The organism is Aedoeadaptatus coli (assembly GCF_900343085.1).
In the GTDB taxonomy this organism is placed as follows: Bacteria; Bacillota; Clostridia; order Tissierellales; family Peptoniphilaceae; genus Aedoeadaptatus; species Aedoeadaptatus coli.
On the sequence record NZ_OPYI01000001.1, the window covers coordinates 158,181 to 174,116 of the forward strand.

Here is a 15,936-nt window from a genome sequence, read left to right on the forward strand (position 1 = left end):
AAACAAAAAAATGATATAATTATAGTTAAAATGAGATATTGTGAGGTGATTTTTGTGTCTAAAATAAATGTAGAAGGATCAGAAATTAGCATTATTGCCATAGATAATAGAGATTATATTTCTTTAACCGATATGGTTAGAAATGTTGAAAATGGTGTGGCACTGATAGAAAAATGGCTAAGGAATAAAAATACAATTGAATTTTTAGGAATATGGGAAGAAATGTATAATGCGAATTTTAATTCCACCGAATTCGAGGGAATTAAAAATGAAGCAGGTTTTAATCGTTTTATTTTATCGGTTAAACAATGGGTCAACAAGACGAATTCTATCGGAATTATTGCCAAAGCAGGAAGATATGGTGGAACATATGCACATAAAGACATAGCTTTTGAATTTGCGTCTTGGGTATCACCTTATTTTAAGCTCTATCTTATTAAAGAGTTTGAGCGCTTAAAAGAAGAAGAACAAAAACAATTAGGGTGGGATATCAAGAGGAATTTAGCTAAAATAAATTACAAAATTCATACAGATGCAATTAAGAATAAACTTGTCCCTGAAAAATTATCAAAGGAAAGAATAAACTATATCTATGCAAGTGAAGCAGATATATTAAATGTAGCTTTGTTTGGAATGACAGCAAAAGAATGGCGTGAAAGTAATTCGGAGTTAAAAGGAAATATGAGAGACTATGCTGATATATCACAATTAGTGTGTTTATCAAATCTTGAGAACTTAAATGCTGTTTTTATAAATGAGGGAATGGATGCAACTGAAAGGATAGAAAAATTAAATGCAATTGCTATTGAACAAATGAGGATTCTAACAGAAAGTGAACGTATAAAAAAGTTAAAATAAAAGTTTTGTTTATAAATTAGGCGATAGAAATATCGTCTAATTTTATGTAACAATTGCTTGACATTGTAGGGGAAGTCTACATTAGCAAAAATCATATGTGGCTTATACAAAGAAAATAAAGGGAAAATTTTAAGAGATGGTGAGAATTTAAATATAAAAAGTAGGCTAAATGAGAGCCTGCTTATTATGCAAGAAGTGAACTATCAGTTATTCACAGACAGCGTTAAAGATGAAATAGTATTAACATCAAATATTAAAGATGATTATGTTTTAGATACTTGGCTAAAAGACATGGAGTTAAAAAACATTGGTGATAGAAATCCTCACACCTTGTCAGGAGGACAAAAACAGAGAGTGATTATTTTATCCGCTTTACTATCCGACAAGAAAATCCTATTTTTCGATGAGCCAACCAGTGGATTGGACTACAGAAATATGAAAATAGTAGCTAAAAACATAAAGAAAGTTAAGGAAAAAGACAAGCTGATTTTAATAATATCCCATGATGTTGAGTTTTTTGAGTCAGTCTGCGATAGGGTTGTAAAGTTTTAGAACAATAATGTAACTTTTCCGTGAGCAGGAGCACGTGTTTTTATCGCATCGGGCATCTTGAAGCAATTGCACCCCTTGAATGTGGAAGGTACTACAATGGGGACATAGCCGCTCGTGAATGGCACACATTATTATTATAAAACGTTTTTTTGTAGCACCGGTTACCTCGACATCTTGGATTCCTAAAAGTAATGTGGTAATATTGTTTTGCACTTGTTTGCCCTCCTTTATTATTTTGTGGTGATTTAATTTTAGGTGATAGGGAAAACAAGTGCTATCTTTTTGCACAAAAATATCCATTGAGGAGCTTACTCCCCAATGGATATTATAGAGCCCAAAGAAAAAGCGGTTCCGAAGAACCGCAATTTTATATGTAGCCATGCACCCGACTTTGCACAAGTCTTCCACGCGTTACCGAGAGAGTTAACTCAGAGCAGGCGAATCTACGTCACATAAGCGGACTTACTTAGTGCTGCTTCCGTCAAGACCTGACACGGTTCGCAAGGGCTTATTGCGTAGGACCCACTCCTCAACATCACTTTTCTCGGGCAGGCCGCAAAAGAAATGCGCTGGATCGGGAATTCAATCTTGTTGTAGCGGATTACAAGTTACAGGGTGCCGCTAATTCCCCATCTAGCATGGCAAACTTTTCCTGGCGGAGAGAGGGGGATTCGAACCCCCGATACGCTATTAACGTATACCCGCTTTCCAGGCGAGCGCCTTAAACCAACTCAACCATCTCTCCATTGGATTACAGTATATGATTATACGGGCGAATCGGTTTTTTGTCAAGGGGAAGTTTTTAATTTGTAAAATCACCAGCTGCCTTCGATGGAAATGGCGCCGGCTGATAGGCGAAGGGTGCGCCCTTCCACGGCGACGAGAAGGGCACCGTCGTCGTCAATGGCCTCGGCCACGCCGGTGTATTCGATGTCGCCTTTGGCGAAGCGAATGGTTTTTCCAATGGTGAGATTGTATTTCCGATAGGCATTTAAGATTTCATCGGCGGGCCTTTGAATCCAACGATAGAGCGCATTCATTAAATCCGCCGCCAATTTATTTCTGGAAATATCGCCTGTAAGGGAGCCGGCGGTTGGTAGGGCCTGTTTTTCAAAGAGATCTTGAGGTGTGTGGGTGTTGATTCCCAGGCCGATGACGTAGCGGGCCTTGCCTTGGGAGAAATCCGCTTCCGTCAAAATGCCGGCAATTTTTTTATGATTGCAGTACAGGTCGTTGACCCATTTGATCTTTACGTCGTCGGAGGTCTGCTCCATTAACGCTTCTTTTAATGCCACGGCGGCGGCCATGGTGATGAGGGACGGATCGGGGGCGTCGTCTGCATGAATGATCGTCGAGAGATAAAGCCCCGTGCCGTAGGGGGAGAGGAAGGATTTTCCCACGCGCCCTTTCCCCGCCGTCTGTTCCTCCGCCGTCATAAAGGAAAAGGAGGGGAGGGGCGAGGCGGCATCTTCTCTGAAAATGGCGTCGTTGGTGGAATCCACGCGGTCAAGGACCGACACGGCCACGTCTTTTAATTCATCTGTGAGGCGGCTTCGAATGCGCTCGGCATCTAATGCCTCGTAGTTTTCGTTTAAGCGGTAGCCTCGATTGGTGACGGCGTCGATGTGGTAGCCCTCTTGCCTAAGGGCTTTAATTGCCTGCCACACGGCGGCGCGGGAAATGTTCAGTGTCCGTGCCAAGTCTTCTCCGGAAAGGTAGCCGTCGGCTTCTTTCAGTGCTTTTAAGATGTAGTCTTTGCTTTTCATCATGCCATCCCCGGATAATCCAATTGGCGCAGGGCTTCGAAGAGAATGATGTTCACGGACACGGATAAATTTAAGCTACGGCCGAAATCTTTCAGCATGGGAATGCGAATGGCCGTCTCGTCGTGGGCCTTTAACAAGGGCTCGGGCAGGCCCTTGGTTTCTTTGCCGAAGACCAGAAAGTCGCCGTCTTGAAATTCGATGTCGCAGTAGCGCTTGTGGGCTTTGGTGGAAGCGAAAAAGAAGCGATGGTCTTTGTATTCTTCCATGACCTCTTCGATGCTGTCGTGGTAGCGGATGTCCACGAGATCCCAGTAGTCCAGGCCGCAGCGCTTCAAATGCTTGTCGTCCACGGAAAAGCCCAGGGGACGCACCAAATGCAGGACGCTTTTCGTCAGGCCGCAGCTCCGGGCGATGGCGCCGGTGTTGTGGGGAATCTCGGGTTCAACTAAACAGATGTGCAGTGTCATAATTACCTCCAAAATGCGTTTATTTTTTCTATCATGTCGTCCACCGACGCGACGGTTTCCACTTGCCAATGGGCGGGGAGCAGGGCGCGAATGTCGGGGCGCAGGTAGCGGTCGTCTAAGAGAAGAAGTTGGCCCCGGTCGCTATGGGAGCGAATAATGCGCCCGGCGGCCTGCACCACCTTCGTGAGCCCCGGGTAGGTGTAGGCATAGGCGTAGCCGTCTTTTCCCAAGCGATTAAAGCGGTTTTTAATGAGCTCACGCTCCCTCGAGAGGCCCGGCAGGGACAAGGTGAGAATGCTTACGCCCATAAGGGCTTCGCCGGAAAGATCCACGCCTTCGGAAAAGGCGCCGCCCATGACGCCGTAGCCGTGGACCGGGCGCTCGTTTCTGAACCGGTCGATGTAATCGGCCCGCTCTTTTTCCGTCATGGAGCGGGCTTGATCGTGGCCGCATTCCTCCCACTCCGTGCAGGCGGCATAAACCTGATCCTTGTAGGCGTAGGAGGGAAAGAAGTGGATGAAATTTCCCTCTCGCGTCGTGGAAAAAGCCTGTAAGTAGCGGCTGATTTCGGGAAGGGTGCGGGCCCGATCCTTGTACTTGGTGGAAAGACCGGGTGGGTGCAGTATCAACAGATGGGCGGGATCGAAGGGGCTGTCCAAGACCATGGTCTTTCGATCCTCCCCGGCGCCCAAGCAGTAGCTGTGGTAGTCCATGGGAGAGAGGGTGGCGGAAAAATACACCGCTGATCGAAACAGCTCTCGACGGGCGGAAAGGACGCGGGACGGATCCAAGCACACGAGGCGCAATTTGTTTTTCTCCGGCACAAAAAAAGTGAAGCGGTCCTCGTCGTAGTAGAGATTTAAATTCTGCCAGTCCAAGAGCCGAAAGTACAGCTCGAGAAAATCCTCCTCGGGCTCCGCCTTCAGCCGGGCGAGGTAGTTTGCCGCGGCGTCGATGAAATCCTCTACACTTTCTGAAAACTCGTCATCCAAGCGATCGTAGGTCGTATCTTCTACGGCGGCCACGGCGCGGATCTTCTCTGCCAAATCCTCGGCGAGGGATTTTATTTTTTTCGTGGGATAATCCACGGACTCGAGCTCCTCCGCCGACAGGCTCGAGGAGTACATGTCCCGGCCCCGGTCGATTAAATTGTGGGCCTCGTCCACCAAAAGGCAGGTGGATTTCAGTCGATCCCGATCTTCCATGAGCCGCTCCAAATAGCTCTTCGGATGAAAGATGTAATTGTAGTCGCCGATTAAAATCGGGGAAAGATTGCTGAGATCCAAGGCGAATTCAAAGGGACAGAGGCGATGCATCTCGGCGTAGCGGGCCACGGTGGGCCCGTCGAATAAATCGGCGTGATCGTAAATATCCACGATGCCGTCGAGGAGGCGGTCGAAGTGGCCCTTGGCGTAGGGGCAGGCCTCGGGCGTGCAGTTGAGCGTATCGTTTAAACAGGCCTTCTCCTTGGCCACGAGCTCCGTGCTCTTGATGCGAAGGCCCTTCTCCTTTAAAAGGGCCAAGGTATCCGTGGCCACGGTTTTTTGCGTGGAGCGGCCCGTGGCGTAAAAAACGCCGCCGATCAATCCTTCGCCGATGGCCTTGATGGATGAAAACAAGGTGGCGATGGTCTTGCCGATGCCCGTCGGCGCCTGAACGAGGAGGGTGCCCTCGCTTTGAATCATGTTGTAAACGGCCACGGCCATGTCCCGCTGGCCCGGGCGAAAATAGTCGTAGGGAAATCGGAGGGCCTTTGCCGAGGCGAGAGACAGGGCTTCAAAATCGGCGAGGCGCTTTTGAATGCGCTGAAACCGCGCCATCACTTCGTCCATAAAGGCGTCCAACTCGGCGAAGGCCATGGTTTTTTCGTAGCGAAACACGTCTTCGTCTTCGATGCGAATGTAGGTGAGACGCAGATGCACTTCATCCAGCCCTTTGGCCTTGGCGTAAAGGTAGCCGTAGCACTTGAGCTGAGCCCAGTGGAGTTCGTCGGGCCGGGCGTCGATGGCTTCTTTCGTATAGACCGTGGACTTGATTTCGTCCAAAAGGTTGGCGTCTTCGTCCACGCCGTCGATACGGCCTTCCAAGTGGATTTCGCCGCCGTCGTAGGCCACGGTGCCTGTGATTTCCACCTCCGATTGGAAAGAAGGGGGATAGTCCCTTTGCAATTTTTGATGGAGGCGAATGCCTTCCTGCGCCCGCTTGTGAGACAAAAAGCCGCTGTCGATGTCGCCACTTCGAAGGGTGAGGGCGACAAGCTTTCGTACGGACCAATGGTTTTTCATAGTATCACCACCGTTATTATACACGCTTTTTGTCTTGCAGGTGAATGATCGCCCGCGTATAATGTGGCAAGGAGGACTGGAATAATTATGGAAACAAAGGACAGAAATGACCTCATTCAATACGGCTTGGCCCTGGTGAAAGAGGGACTTACTTTCGGCAGCGGCGGAAATCTATCCGTCAGGAGCGACGACAGCAAGAGCTTTTTTATCACGCCTTCAGGCATGGCTTACGACTGCCTGAAAAAGAGCGATTTGGTGCGCATGGATTTGGAGGGAAACATGATCGGCGGTTCGCGAAAACCCTCCTCGGAGTGGCATATGCACGCGGCGATCTACCGGGCGCGCCCCGACATTCGCGCATTGATTCACTGCCACAGTCACTACATCAGCGCCTTCTCTACATTGGGCGAAGATTTGGGAGCGGTGAGTTATTTAATCGCATCGGCGGGGGCCGCATCCGTACCCTTGGCCCCTTACGAAACCTTCGGCACCGACGCCTTGGCTCAATCGGCGGTAAAAGCCATGGGCGAGCGCTCCAAAGCAGTGATCCTCGCCAACCACGGATTGATCGCCGGAGGAAGAAATTTAAAAGAAGCCCTGAGTTTGACCCGGGATTTGGAATTTTGCGCCTTTATGTATATGACCGCCCTGGCGACGCAAAAGCCCATTCAATTCATTCCCGAAGAGAAAATCGAGGAAGTTCTCGAAAAACTGAAGACCTACGGCCAATAAAGCATCGACGAGAAATCGTCGATTTTTTAATTGATAAGATGAGTATAATTATCGTTTAAAAAATTTCATAAGATGAAACTTTGCGAAGGGGAAGAAGAAAAGAAGCGGGGGTGCGGAAAAACGTACAGAAGCAAAAAGGGCTAAACGGTCACATTTATCTTTTAATATAAATTTTACGATCCTTTGGACGAGCGTACACCGGATACGGGTTCGTTTGAAATAAAGGCAAAAAGCCGAAAATCATATAGGAAGACGCTTATCAATATCAATTAGTAATTCATTAAAGGCAATTATTCCTAAAAACGCAAAACAATCGTATATAAGAAAACGTTGAAAATAAGTAGATTACCAAGAGTTGTACATAGCGGGCAAAATTTATTTTAAGAAATTGTAAAAATAGTATTGATAAATGATAATAAAGGTGATATGATACGGAACAAAGAGGTGATTATTATGAAAAAGAAGTTAATCAGTTTAGGCGCCGGCGTTGTGCTTGGCGTAGTCGGAGACAAAATTCTCAAATCCAATGCAGTAAAGAACTTGGCAGTTTCCACCGTTAGTGGAGGCCTGAAGGTCAAAGAAGGCATCGACAAGACCATCGAAAAGGCGAAAGAAAACGCCGAAGATGTCGTTGCTGAAGCAAAAGTCAAAAAAGCAGAAGACGAACGAGCAAAAAGAGAAGCTGAAGAAGCAAAAGAAACGGCTGAAGATTTAGCAAACGCGGCAGAAGAATCTGACTGTGTCGCTTGCGACGTAGTGGAATAAGATGAAGGTCGCCATTGCCCATCGTATCCCGGGTCGTACGCGTTTTTCTACGACGTACCAACTGTCTTATGAAAGGGCCAACAAGATCAAGTATCTTTTGGAGCAAGTGCCCGGGGTATCTTATGCGAAAGTATCTCCCGTATCCGGCAGCATCATCGTCAATCACGACGATGACGCCGGATTAAAAAGAGCTTGTCGCACCCTGTTAGATTTGAAGCTCGCGTCCATAGATGATTTCGAAATCGAGGACACGAGCTACATTCCCCTTGAAGAAAAAGAATTGTTCCACATCGTGCGCGACGCCTTCGAAGTGCGTTTCGTCATGAAAAACTTTTTGCCCTACCCCTTAGGAACCATCGTGACCTTGGTACGGGCATCCAGGTTTATTAAACGTGGCTTGGTCGCACTTTACGAACGTAAGCTCAATGTGGAAGTTTTAGACGCTGCAGCCATCGGTGTATCCCTGGCTACAAACGACTTCGGCGCGGCCTCTTCCATTATGTTCCTGTTGAATTTAGGGGAAAAACTGGAAGATTGGACCTTGAAGAAATCCCAAAGCGATTTGGTTCGCACCTTGGAATTAAACATCGACAAGGTCTTTGTCGTAGACGGAGAAGAAAAATACGTCAAAAACCTTCGCGACGTCGCCATCGGCGATGTTGTAGAAGTGACCATGGGTACCACCATTCCCGTAGACGGCACCATCGTCAAGGGCGTGGGTACGGTAAACCAATCCTCCTTCACCGGCGAAAGTGTGCCGGTTAAAAAGGAAGAAGGCAAAACCGTCTTTGCGGGCACGGTCCTTGAAGAAGGCATGTTGCACGTAAAGACCGAAAAACTTTACAATGAAAGCCGCATCAACAACATCATTAAGATGATCGGCGAAAGCGAAAAGAATAAATCCATGGCACAGAAAAAAGCGGAGAACATGGCGGATTCTCTGGTGAAGTATTCCTTCCTCGGAGCGATTATTTCCTATGCCCTGACCCGCTCTGTGCATAAGGCTAAGGCCTTCTTAATGGTAGACTTTTCCTGCGCACTGAAGCTTACGATCCCCATTGCCGTTATGAAAGCCATGAGCCAGTCCGGACAAATGGACGTTTTGGTAAAAGGCGGCAAGTATTTGGAAAACTTAGCTCAAGCGGATACCATTGTCTTTGACAAGACCGGGACGTTGACCAAGTCTACGCCGACGGTTGAAAAAGTCATTGCCTTCGACGGCCGTTCGGAAGATGAATGCCTTCGAATTGCCGCCTGCCTGGAAGAACACTTCCCCCATTCCATCGCCAATGCCGTTGTAGATGCAGCCATTAAACGGAATTTGCGTCACGACGAAATGCATTCCGAGACGGAATACATTGTGGCACACGGCATTTCTTCGAAGATCGACGGAAAAACCGCCCTCATCGGCTCGGCGCACTTTATTTTCGATGACGAAAATGTGCACTTGCCCCCGGCGAAAGAATCCGTTATCGAAGAGCTCAAGGAAAATTATTCCCTTCTGTACCTGGCGTATGACGGCGAGTTAATTGCCGTGCTGTGCATTGCCGATCCCATTCGCGATGATGCGAAAGAAACGGTGGATGCCCTGCGTCAATTAGGTTTTACCAACATCGCCATGCTGACGGGCGATGCGGAAAATTCGGCCCGCTTCGTGGCAAATGAATTGGGCCTGGACTACTACCGCGCCCAAGTCCTTCCCGAGGACAAGGCGGAGTACATTCAATCGCAAAAAGCCATGGGCAGAAAAGTTGTCATGATCGGCGACGGGATCAACGATTCCGTGGCCCTGTCCGGCGCTGATGTAGGCATCGCCATGCACAAGGGCGCGGACATCGCCCGAGAAATCGCAGACATCGCCATCGGAAGCGACGACTTGGCTTCGATCGTAGATGTGGTGAAAATCGCCAAGGAATTGGACAAGCGGATTAAAAAGGATTACAACCAAATCATCGGTTTTAATACCTTGCTCATCGCCTTGGGCTATTTCGGCGTGATCTCCAACACCACGTCGTCGTTGTTGCACAATTCGTCCACTGTGGCCATAGGCATGGAAAATATGCGAAATTACGCGTTGGCTTAAAAACTGTTCACATGACAAAAAGGAACTCTCTTAAAACCCTTAACCTTTGGATTCAACCGAAGGCTGAGGGTTTTTTGCGTCGCGGAAAGGGCCTTAAGAGGGCATAAAATTAAATAATTGTAATAGAATGAAAAAATGCAATATACAAATCAACCTGTTTTTGTGATAGCATTAAATGACAAGATCCAAACGATCAGAAGGGGGAACGCATGATTGAATTTATCGACGTGGCGAAAATCTATAAAACCCAAACGGCAGTTGAAAATATAAGCTTTAAAATAAACGACGGCGAATTTATCTGTGTCATCGGCACCTCGGGATCGGGGAAGACGACGATTATGCGGATGATCAATCGCATGACCGAACCGTCCAAGGGAAAAATACTCATCGACGGCGAAGACATCATGGAGAAAAATCCTGTGAAGCTGAGGCGAGAGATCGGATACGTGATCCAGCAAATCGGCCTTTTGCCCCATATGACCATTTATGAAAACATCACCTTGGTTCCGTCCCTCTTAAAGTGGGACGAGGAGAAAAAGCGGAGCATCGCCGAGGAACTGATCAAAAAGGTGGATCTTCCCGTGGAGTATTTGGACAAGTATCCGAGTCAATTGAGCGGGGGTCAGCAACAGCGGATCGGCGTCGTGCGGGCCCTGGCGGCGGATCAAAACATTATTTTGATGGACGAGCCCTTCGGCGCACTGGATCCGATCACCCGGGAAGCCCTTCAAAATTTAATTAAGAGCATTCAAAAAGAAATGAACAAGACGGTGGTCTTCGTGACCCACGACATGAACGAGGCCTTAAATCTCGCCGATCGCATTTTGATCATGGACATGGGGCACATGGCGCAGTTCGATACGCCGGAAAATATTTTGAAAAACCCGGCCAACGACTACGTCCGCGGACTCTTGGGCGAGGAGAACTTAAACAAGGCGAAGACATCCTATAATTCCGTGGAAACCATTATGATTCGAAACCCCGTTTACATTAACGAGGGAAAAACCACCCGCGAGGCGCTGAAATTAATGCGGAAGATGCGGGTCGATACCCTCTTTGTAACCGATGCGAAAAATGTGCTCGAAGGCGTCGTGGGCATTTTCGAATTGGGGAAATTGGGCCGCGTGGATACTTACGTTTCAGAAATTATGAACGATGCAGTCTCCATAAAAAACACGACGAAAATCATCGAGGCCATTCACTTGATTGTGGAGCTGGGTTATCGTAACCTTCCGGTGGTAGACGAGAAGGGGAAACTAGTCGGCATCGTCACGCGGGCTTCCGTCGTGGATACGATTTATAACAACATTATTGGCGGTGATGGGGATGTTTAATTTCTTCGCAGAAAATTACCTTCTCATCGGGGAAAAACTACTGGAGCATCTCTACATTTCCGTGGTCTCTTTGGCCATGGGAATCGTCGTCGCCGTGCCCTTGGGTATTTTGCTGTCCAAATATGAAAAGATTTCGAACGGCGTCATGGGCGTGGCATCGGTGCTTCAAACCATTCCCTCTTTCGCTCTTCTGGCTCTGATGATTCCCGTATTCGGCGTCGGGAAAAAGACGGCCATCGCCGCCCTTTTCATCTACTCCCTACTGCCGATTCTGCGGAACACATTTCTGGGCCTTACCTCCGTTACCCCGTCGGCCGTCGACGCGGCCAAGGGCATGGGCATGGAAGAGCGACAAATTTTGACGAAAGTAAAGATTCCTTTGGCGCTGCCGGTGATTATGTCGGGGATTCGCCTGTCCGCCGTCTATGTGCTGGCGTGGACCACTCTCGCCGCTTACGTGGGCGCCGGGGGACTGGGAGACTTTATTTTCAACGGACTGAACAATTACGTGCCGCCCATGATTTTATGGGGCACGATTCCCATTACGGCCTTGGCTCTTTTAACCGACCACCTGTTCGGCCGATTGGAAAAACGCCTGTCTCCATACAAGGGAGGTGAGTAAAATGAAGAAAATCAAAAAAATTCTTCTCGTTTTTTTCACTGTCCTGTTAACGGCATGCTCTCTGCCGGGGATTTCCTCCTCCGTAGAAAATGACGTCATCGTCGCTTCGGGCACCTACACGGAAAGGCAGGTGTTGGCGGAGATCGTGACGCAAATGGTGGAGCACAACACGGATTTGAAGGTGACCCAGATTAAAAACCTGGGATCCACCACCATGACGCACATCGCCATGGAGAAAAAATCCCTCAATGTGGTGGGCGGCATGTATACCGGAACCTCCCTTACCGGGGAATGCGGCATGGAACCGGAGCGGGATCCCGAAAAAGCCATGGAATTGGTTCGGGAAAGCTATTTAAAGAAGTTTGACCGGATCTGGTTCCCCTCCTACGGTTTCGACAACACCTACGCCTTTATGGCGACGAAAGAATTTGCCGAGGCCCACAATTTAACGAAAGTGTCTCAGCTGAAAGACATCGCCGGAGACATTAAAGTCGGCGTGGATTCCTCCTGGGTTGATCGGCCCGGCGACGGCTACGAAGCCTTCAAGGCCACTTACGGCTTTGAATTCCCGAACTTCTACTCCATGGACATCGGCCTGGTATACTCGGCCCTATCGAGCGGCAATATGGACGTGGTTCTCGGTTATTCCACCGACGGGAGAATCAATTCTTATAATCTCGTCCTTTTGGAAGACGATTTGCAGCTTTTCCCCGCCTACGACTGCTCTCCCGCGGCGTCGGTGGAGATACTGAAGAAGCATCCGGAGCTTATCGAGATCCTGTTGAAATTAAAGGGCACCATCTCTTCCGAAAAGATGCAGGAATTAAACAAACTGGCGTCGGAAGATCGAATCGAGCCCAATATCGTGGCCAAAGAATTTTTGGAAGCGAATCATTATTTCGACGATGTAAAAGTGGATCAAAAAGAACTGGAACGAATCAGAGGTGAAGTAAATGCTAAGTGAGCTCATAAATTATTACGCTGCAAACTTCAGCTACATTGCGGAACAATTTTCCCGCCACTTTCTCATCGCGATTTACGGCGTGCTCTTCGCCTGCATCGTGGGCATTCCCCTGGGATTTTATGTTTCAGGTAAGGAAAAAAGCCGAAACATCGTCATCGGCATCGTCAACGTCATTCAAACCATACCGGGCCTCGCCATGCTGGCCATTTTAATGATGGTGATCGGAATCGGCGCAAATACCGTGGTCCTTTCCGTGTTTCTCTACGCCCTTTTGCCAATCATAAAAAATACGATCACCGGAATCGACGCCATCGATCCGGGGATTATCGACGCGGCACAGGGCATGGGCATGACCCAAGTGCAACAGGTTATGAAGGTTGAATTTCCCCTAAGCGTTTCCGTGATCATGGGCGGCATTCGAAACGCATTGGTCGTGGGCATCGGCGTCGCCGCCATCGGCACCTTCATCGGCGCCGGGGGCCTCGGCGATATTATTACCAGAGGCACCGTGGTGGCAAACGGCTCCGCCATTATCTTGGCCGGCGCCATTCCCACGGCCCTCATGGCCATCGTGTCGGATCTGGTGCTCGGGTGGATCGAGAAAAAACTGAAGCAATAGAATGGAATCCCGCATCGAAAGACGACGGGAAAGCAGAAAGACCCTCAGACGCTCGGAAGATCGAGCCGAAGGGTCTTTTTCTATTTTTATGAATTGAATTTGTGTACAAATAAAAAAAGCCCCCGAAGCGGGGGCGAGGGATCAATTCAGAAGTCGATCATTAAAGTTCGACGACATTTTCCCAAAGGCCGTGAATGTTGCACATGCTCAGTGCGTAAACGGTGCCTTTCTTTTCGCTCTTGAAGCAGGTTTTTACTTCGGGAACGGTGAAGACGTCACTTTCACCGTGTGCGTTGAATTCGTAGCTGCCAACTTCGACGGGAGCTGCAGCGCCTTCAGCCTTGAAGAAGACTTTGATCCAGGAAATATGGTGTTCCAATGTGTTGGGGTGTTCGATTTCCTTGCCTACGGCAACGGATACTTTGACTAAGCCGCCTTCGAAGGATGCTTCGATTTCGGGAACGTGTTTTTCGTTTTTAAAGTCGCCGGATTTGACGGTTTCGGTTAATTTTGTCATGAATGAATACCTCCCAGTGATTCTGAATGTTACTTTACGATGTTTATATACCCACTATTTCAAAAAAACAACAGTCATTCGATCTTTTATTCCGAGCTTTTGAGGGAATCATGTTCAAACAGGGCGTAATTTAGTATAATAGAGTGGAGGTGTTCTATGATTTATTTGGAAGCGACAGCAAACATCGGCATGGAAGCCGTTTTGAAACGAGAAGCTCAGGCCTTGGGCATGAAAAACATTCGCGTGCAAGACGGTCTCGTGTCTATGGAAGGAAAAACGGAAGACATCAGTCGATTAAATTTACATTTGCGCACGGCGGAGCGGGTGCACTGGGTGCTGGCTCGCTTTGAGGCGCGAAGCTTTACGGAGCTTTTCGACGGCGTCTACGATTTGCCCTGGCCGGACATTATGCCCAAGACGGCAAACTTTATTACCGAGGCCAAGAGCAGGAAATCGCAGCTTTTTTCCCTGTCGGATATTCAAAGAATCACGGAAAAAGCCGTGGTCAACAAGCTTCAGACTCGCTACAAAACGGAATGGTTTGAAAAAAACGGAGCGCGCTACCGTATCGGCGTGCGCATCGTCGACGACTTGGCCACGATTTATTTGGACACGTCCGGCGACGGCCTTCACGATCGGGGCTACAGAAAGCGCTCGGTGAAGGCGCCTTTGACGGAGACCCTGGCTTCGGGTCTGGTGCAGCTCAGTTTTTGGAACAAAAGCCGCATGCTCGTGGATCCTTTTTGCGGCAGCGGTACCATTTTAATCGAAGCGATCCTCTTGGGGCGAAACATCGCTCCGGGGCTGAACCGGCGCTTCGACTTTGAGTACTGGAATTTAGAGGGCGCCCAGGACAAGGCCGTGCGAAAAGAAGCCTTTGAAATGATCGACTACGACAGCAAGCTGGAGCTCTACGGCTTCGACGTGGATCCCAAGGCCCTGGAAGCAGCGCGGATCAATTTAGATTCCCTTGGCTTTTTAGACGACGTGACCTTAAGGGAAAAAGACATTGCGCAGCTGGATTTGGCCGGAGACTACGGCGTGATCATTACCAATCCGCCCTATGGTGTGCGGATCGAAGACAGGGAATCGGTTATGGCGCTAAACCGCGAGCTCGGAGAATTGGCGAAGTCATTGCCGACCTGGAGCCACTACATTATTACGGCGGACGAAGGCTTTGAACGGGGCTTCGGCAAGAAGGCGGACAGAAAGCGCAAGCTTTACAACGGCAAGATCAAAACGGATTACTACCAATACTACGGTCCCAGACCTTAAGTTTCGAAAGAGGCAGGCATGAACGAAAGAGAGATTTTAAGCAATAAAATCGAGGCCAAGCTTTTGGACACGATGACCGATTTAATTCGCGTCGTGGACAAAGACAATCGCGTGGTCTACTATAATCATGCCATGAAACAGGTCCTTGAGAAAAACGAAGGAAAGGCCACCGGCCATGACGATTTACGCATGACCGCCCGGTGCTTGGGAAGCGGCGAAAACATTCAGCGGGAGACCTACATCGGCGAGACCTATTATTCGGTAAAAACCAATCCCATTCGCTCGGAAGCGGGAGAGATCGTGGGCGCCATCGAGGTGTTTCGCGACAAAAGTTTGGAAAAGCGGCTGCAGGTGGAATTGATCGAAAAAAATCGCGCCCTCATCGAGGAGCAGATCAGCGCCTCTTCAGTACAGCGGGCTCTCTTGCCCAAGCGCGGCTACGATCGGTTTTTCTTCAGAGACTACTTTTACCGCCCGGCGGAAATTTTAAGCGGCGATTTCTTCGACATTATCGAAATCGACGAGGATCGGACGGCGATTTACATGGCCGATGCCGTGGGCCACGGATTCGCCTCCTCCATGGCGACGCTGTTTATTTCCCAGACGATGCGAAACATGGATCCGGAGATTTTGACGGATCCCACGGTGGCCATGATGGAATTGGTGCACCGCTTCCGGGAGTTGAATCCGCCGGATACCATGTACTTCACCATGTTTCTCGGCGTCTACTCGAAAAAGACGAGGAAGTTTACCTACGCCAATGCCGGCCACGATTGCCCGCCTCTGTTGAAGCGGCAGGGCTATGTGCGGCTTTTGATCAACTCGGGCTTTCCCGTGTCCCAGCTCGTGGAGGCGACCTTCTACGAGTGCCGCAGCGTCTATTTGCAAAAAGGCGACGAGCTTTTGTTTTACACCGACGGAATTACGGAATGCCGCAGTCGGGGCAGGAAGCAATACGGCGTCGATGCCCTGCGGGATCTGTTCAGTAAAATCGGCGACGAGCCCCTGGCCGAAATTCATCGGGCGCTCAGCGAATTTATTTACGAAGACATTGTCGACGACATGACATGCCTTTATATGAAACTGATCTAGGAGGA

General features: G+C 48.9%; 14 protein-coding genes, 1 tRNA gene, 1 other RNA gene and 1 pseudogene. 11 read left to right on the forward strand and 6 right to left on the reverse strand.

Going from position 1 to position 15,936, the window contains the following annotated elements; genetic code table 11:
* Nucleotides 1-54 precede the first annotated feature (54 nt).
* Together DG046_RS00715 and DG046_RS00720 are read left to right on the forward strand one after the other, a co-directional pair.
* On the forward strand, nt 55-858 hold the full coding sequence (locus DG046_RS00715) for a KilA-N domain-containing protein (protein WP_108830685.1): 804 nt from the start codon (nt 55-57) through the stop codon (nt 856-858).
* 81 nt (nt 859-939) lie between these two features.
* Nucleotides 940-1,410: pseudogene (locus DG046_RS00720) on the forward strand (ATP-binding cassette domain-containing protein); the annotation flags it as partial.
* Nucleotides 1,411-1,787: 377 nt separating this feature from the next.
* On the opposite strand, the gene ffs reads toward DG046_RS00720, so the two are convergent.
* From ffs to DG046_RS00745, 5 genes are all read right to left on the reverse strand, one after another.
* Nucleotides 1,788-2,052, reverse strand: an RNA gene (gene ffs / locus DG046_RS00725) — signal recognition particle sRNA large type.
* Nucleotides 2,053-2,063: 11 nt separating this feature from the next.
* Nucleotides 2,064-2,155, reverse strand: a tRNA-Ser gene (locus DG046_RS00730).
* Nucleotides 2,156-2,225: 70 nt separating this feature from the next.
* A complete protein-coding gene (locus DG046_RS00735) occupies nt 2,226-3,179 on the reverse strand; it encodes a biotin--[acetyl-CoA-carboxylase] ligase (RefSeq protein WP_108830687.1) in 954 nt (317 codons plus the stop codon).
* A complete protein-coding gene (locus DG046_RS00740) occupies nt 3,176-3,643 on the reverse strand; it encodes a tRNA (cytidine(34)-2'-O)-methyltransferase (protein ID WP_108830688.1) in 468 nt (155 codons plus the stop codon). The genes DG046_RS00735 and DG046_RS00740 overlap by 4 nt, the downstream gene beginning before the upstream one ends.
* A gap of 2 nt (nt 3,644-3,645) precedes the next feature.
* A complete protein-coding gene (locus DG046_RS00745; RefSeq protein WP_108830689.1) occupies nt 3,646-5,928 on the reverse strand; it encodes a helicase C-terminal domain-containing protein in 2,283 nt (760 codons plus the stop codon).
* A gap of 87 nt (nt 5,929-6,015) precedes the next feature.
* Here DG046_RS00745 and DG046_RS00750 point away from each other — a divergent pair, with 87 nt between their 5' ends.
* The 7 genes from DG046_RS00750 to DG046_RS00780 all read left to right on the forward strand — a co-directional run bounded on the left by DG046_RS00750 (nt 6,016) and on the right by DG046_RS00780 (nt 13,047).
* Nucleotides 6,016-6,660 carry a class II aldolase/adducin family protein gene (locus DG046_RS00750; RefSeq protein ID WP_108830690.1) on the forward strand — a complete coding sequence of 215 codons (645 nt, stop codon included), beginning with the start codon at nt 6,016-6,018 and terminating at the stop codon, nt 6,658-6,660.
* A gap of 453 nt (nt 6,661-7,113) precedes the next feature.
* Entirely contained in the window at nt 7,114-7,425 is a 312-nt protein-coding gene (locus DG046_RS00755; protein ID WP_108830691.1) for a DUF6110 family protein, read from the forward strand.
* Nucleotide 7,426: 1 nt separating this feature from the next.
* Nucleotides 7,427-9,508: a heavy metal translocating P-type ATPase gene (locus DG046_RS00760; protein ID WP_108830692.1), complete on the forward strand. Its 2,082-nt coding sequence runs from the start codon at nt 7,427-7,429 to the stop codon at nt 9,506-9,508.
* A gap of 209 nt (nt 9,509-9,717) precedes the next feature.
* Nucleotides 9,718-10,842 (forward strand): ABC transporter ATP-binding protein, encoded by a 1,125-nt coding sequence (locus DG046_RS00765; protein ID WP_108830693.1) that lies wholly within the window; start codon nt 9,718-9,720, stop codon nt 10,840-10,842.
* Nucleotides 10,835-11,464 carry an ABC transporter permease gene (locus tag DG046_RS00770; protein ID WP_108830694.1) on the forward strand — a complete coding sequence of 210 codons (630 nt, stop codon included), beginning with the start codon at nt 10,835-10,837 and terminating at the stop codon, nt 11,462-11,464. Before DG046_RS00765 ends, DG046_RS00770 begins: the two co-directional genes overlap by 8 nt.
* A 1-nt stretch (nt 11,465) precedes the next feature.
* Nucleotides 11,466-12,428: an osmoprotectant ABC transporter substrate-binding protein gene (locus DG046_RS00775; protein ID WP_108830695.1), complete on the forward strand. Its 963-nt coding sequence runs from the start codon at nt 11,466-11,468 to the stop codon at nt 12,426-12,428.
* Complete coding sequence (locus DG046_RS00780; RefSeq protein WP_108830696.1) at nt 12,418-13,047, forward strand: ABC transporter permease; 630 nt, start codon at nt 12,418-12,420, stop codon at nt 13,045-13,047. The genes DG046_RS00775 and DG046_RS00780 overlap by 11 nt, the downstream gene beginning before the upstream one ends.
* A 160-nt stretch (nt 13,048-13,207) precedes the next feature.
* On the opposite strand, the gene DG046_RS00785 is transcribed toward DG046_RS00780, so the two are convergent.
* A complete protein-coding gene (locus tag DG046_RS00785; protein ID WP_108830697.1) occupies nt 13,208-13,564 on the reverse strand; it encodes a desulfoferrodoxin family protein in 357 nt (118 codons plus the stop codon).
* A gap of 156 nt (nt 13,565-13,720) precedes the next feature.
* Between DG046_RS00785 and DG046_RS00790 the strand changes: the two genes are divergently transcribed.
* Both DG046_RS00790 and DG046_RS00795 read left to right on the forward strand, forming a co-directional pair.
* Nucleotides 13,721-14,839: a THUMP domain-containing class I SAM-dependent RNA methyltransferase gene (locus tag DG046_RS00790; RefSeq protein WP_108830698.1), complete on the forward strand. Its 1,119-nt coding sequence runs from the start codon at nt 13,721-13,723 to the stop codon at nt 14,837-14,839.
* 18 nt (nt 14,840-14,857) lie between these two features.
* Nucleotides 14,858-15,931: a SpoIIE family protein phosphatase gene (locus tag DG046_RS00795; protein WP_108830699.1), complete on the forward strand. Its 1,074-nt coding sequence runs from the start codon at nt 14,858-14,860 to the stop codon at nt 15,929-15,931.
* Nucleotides 15,932-15,936: the final 5 nt, after the last annotated feature.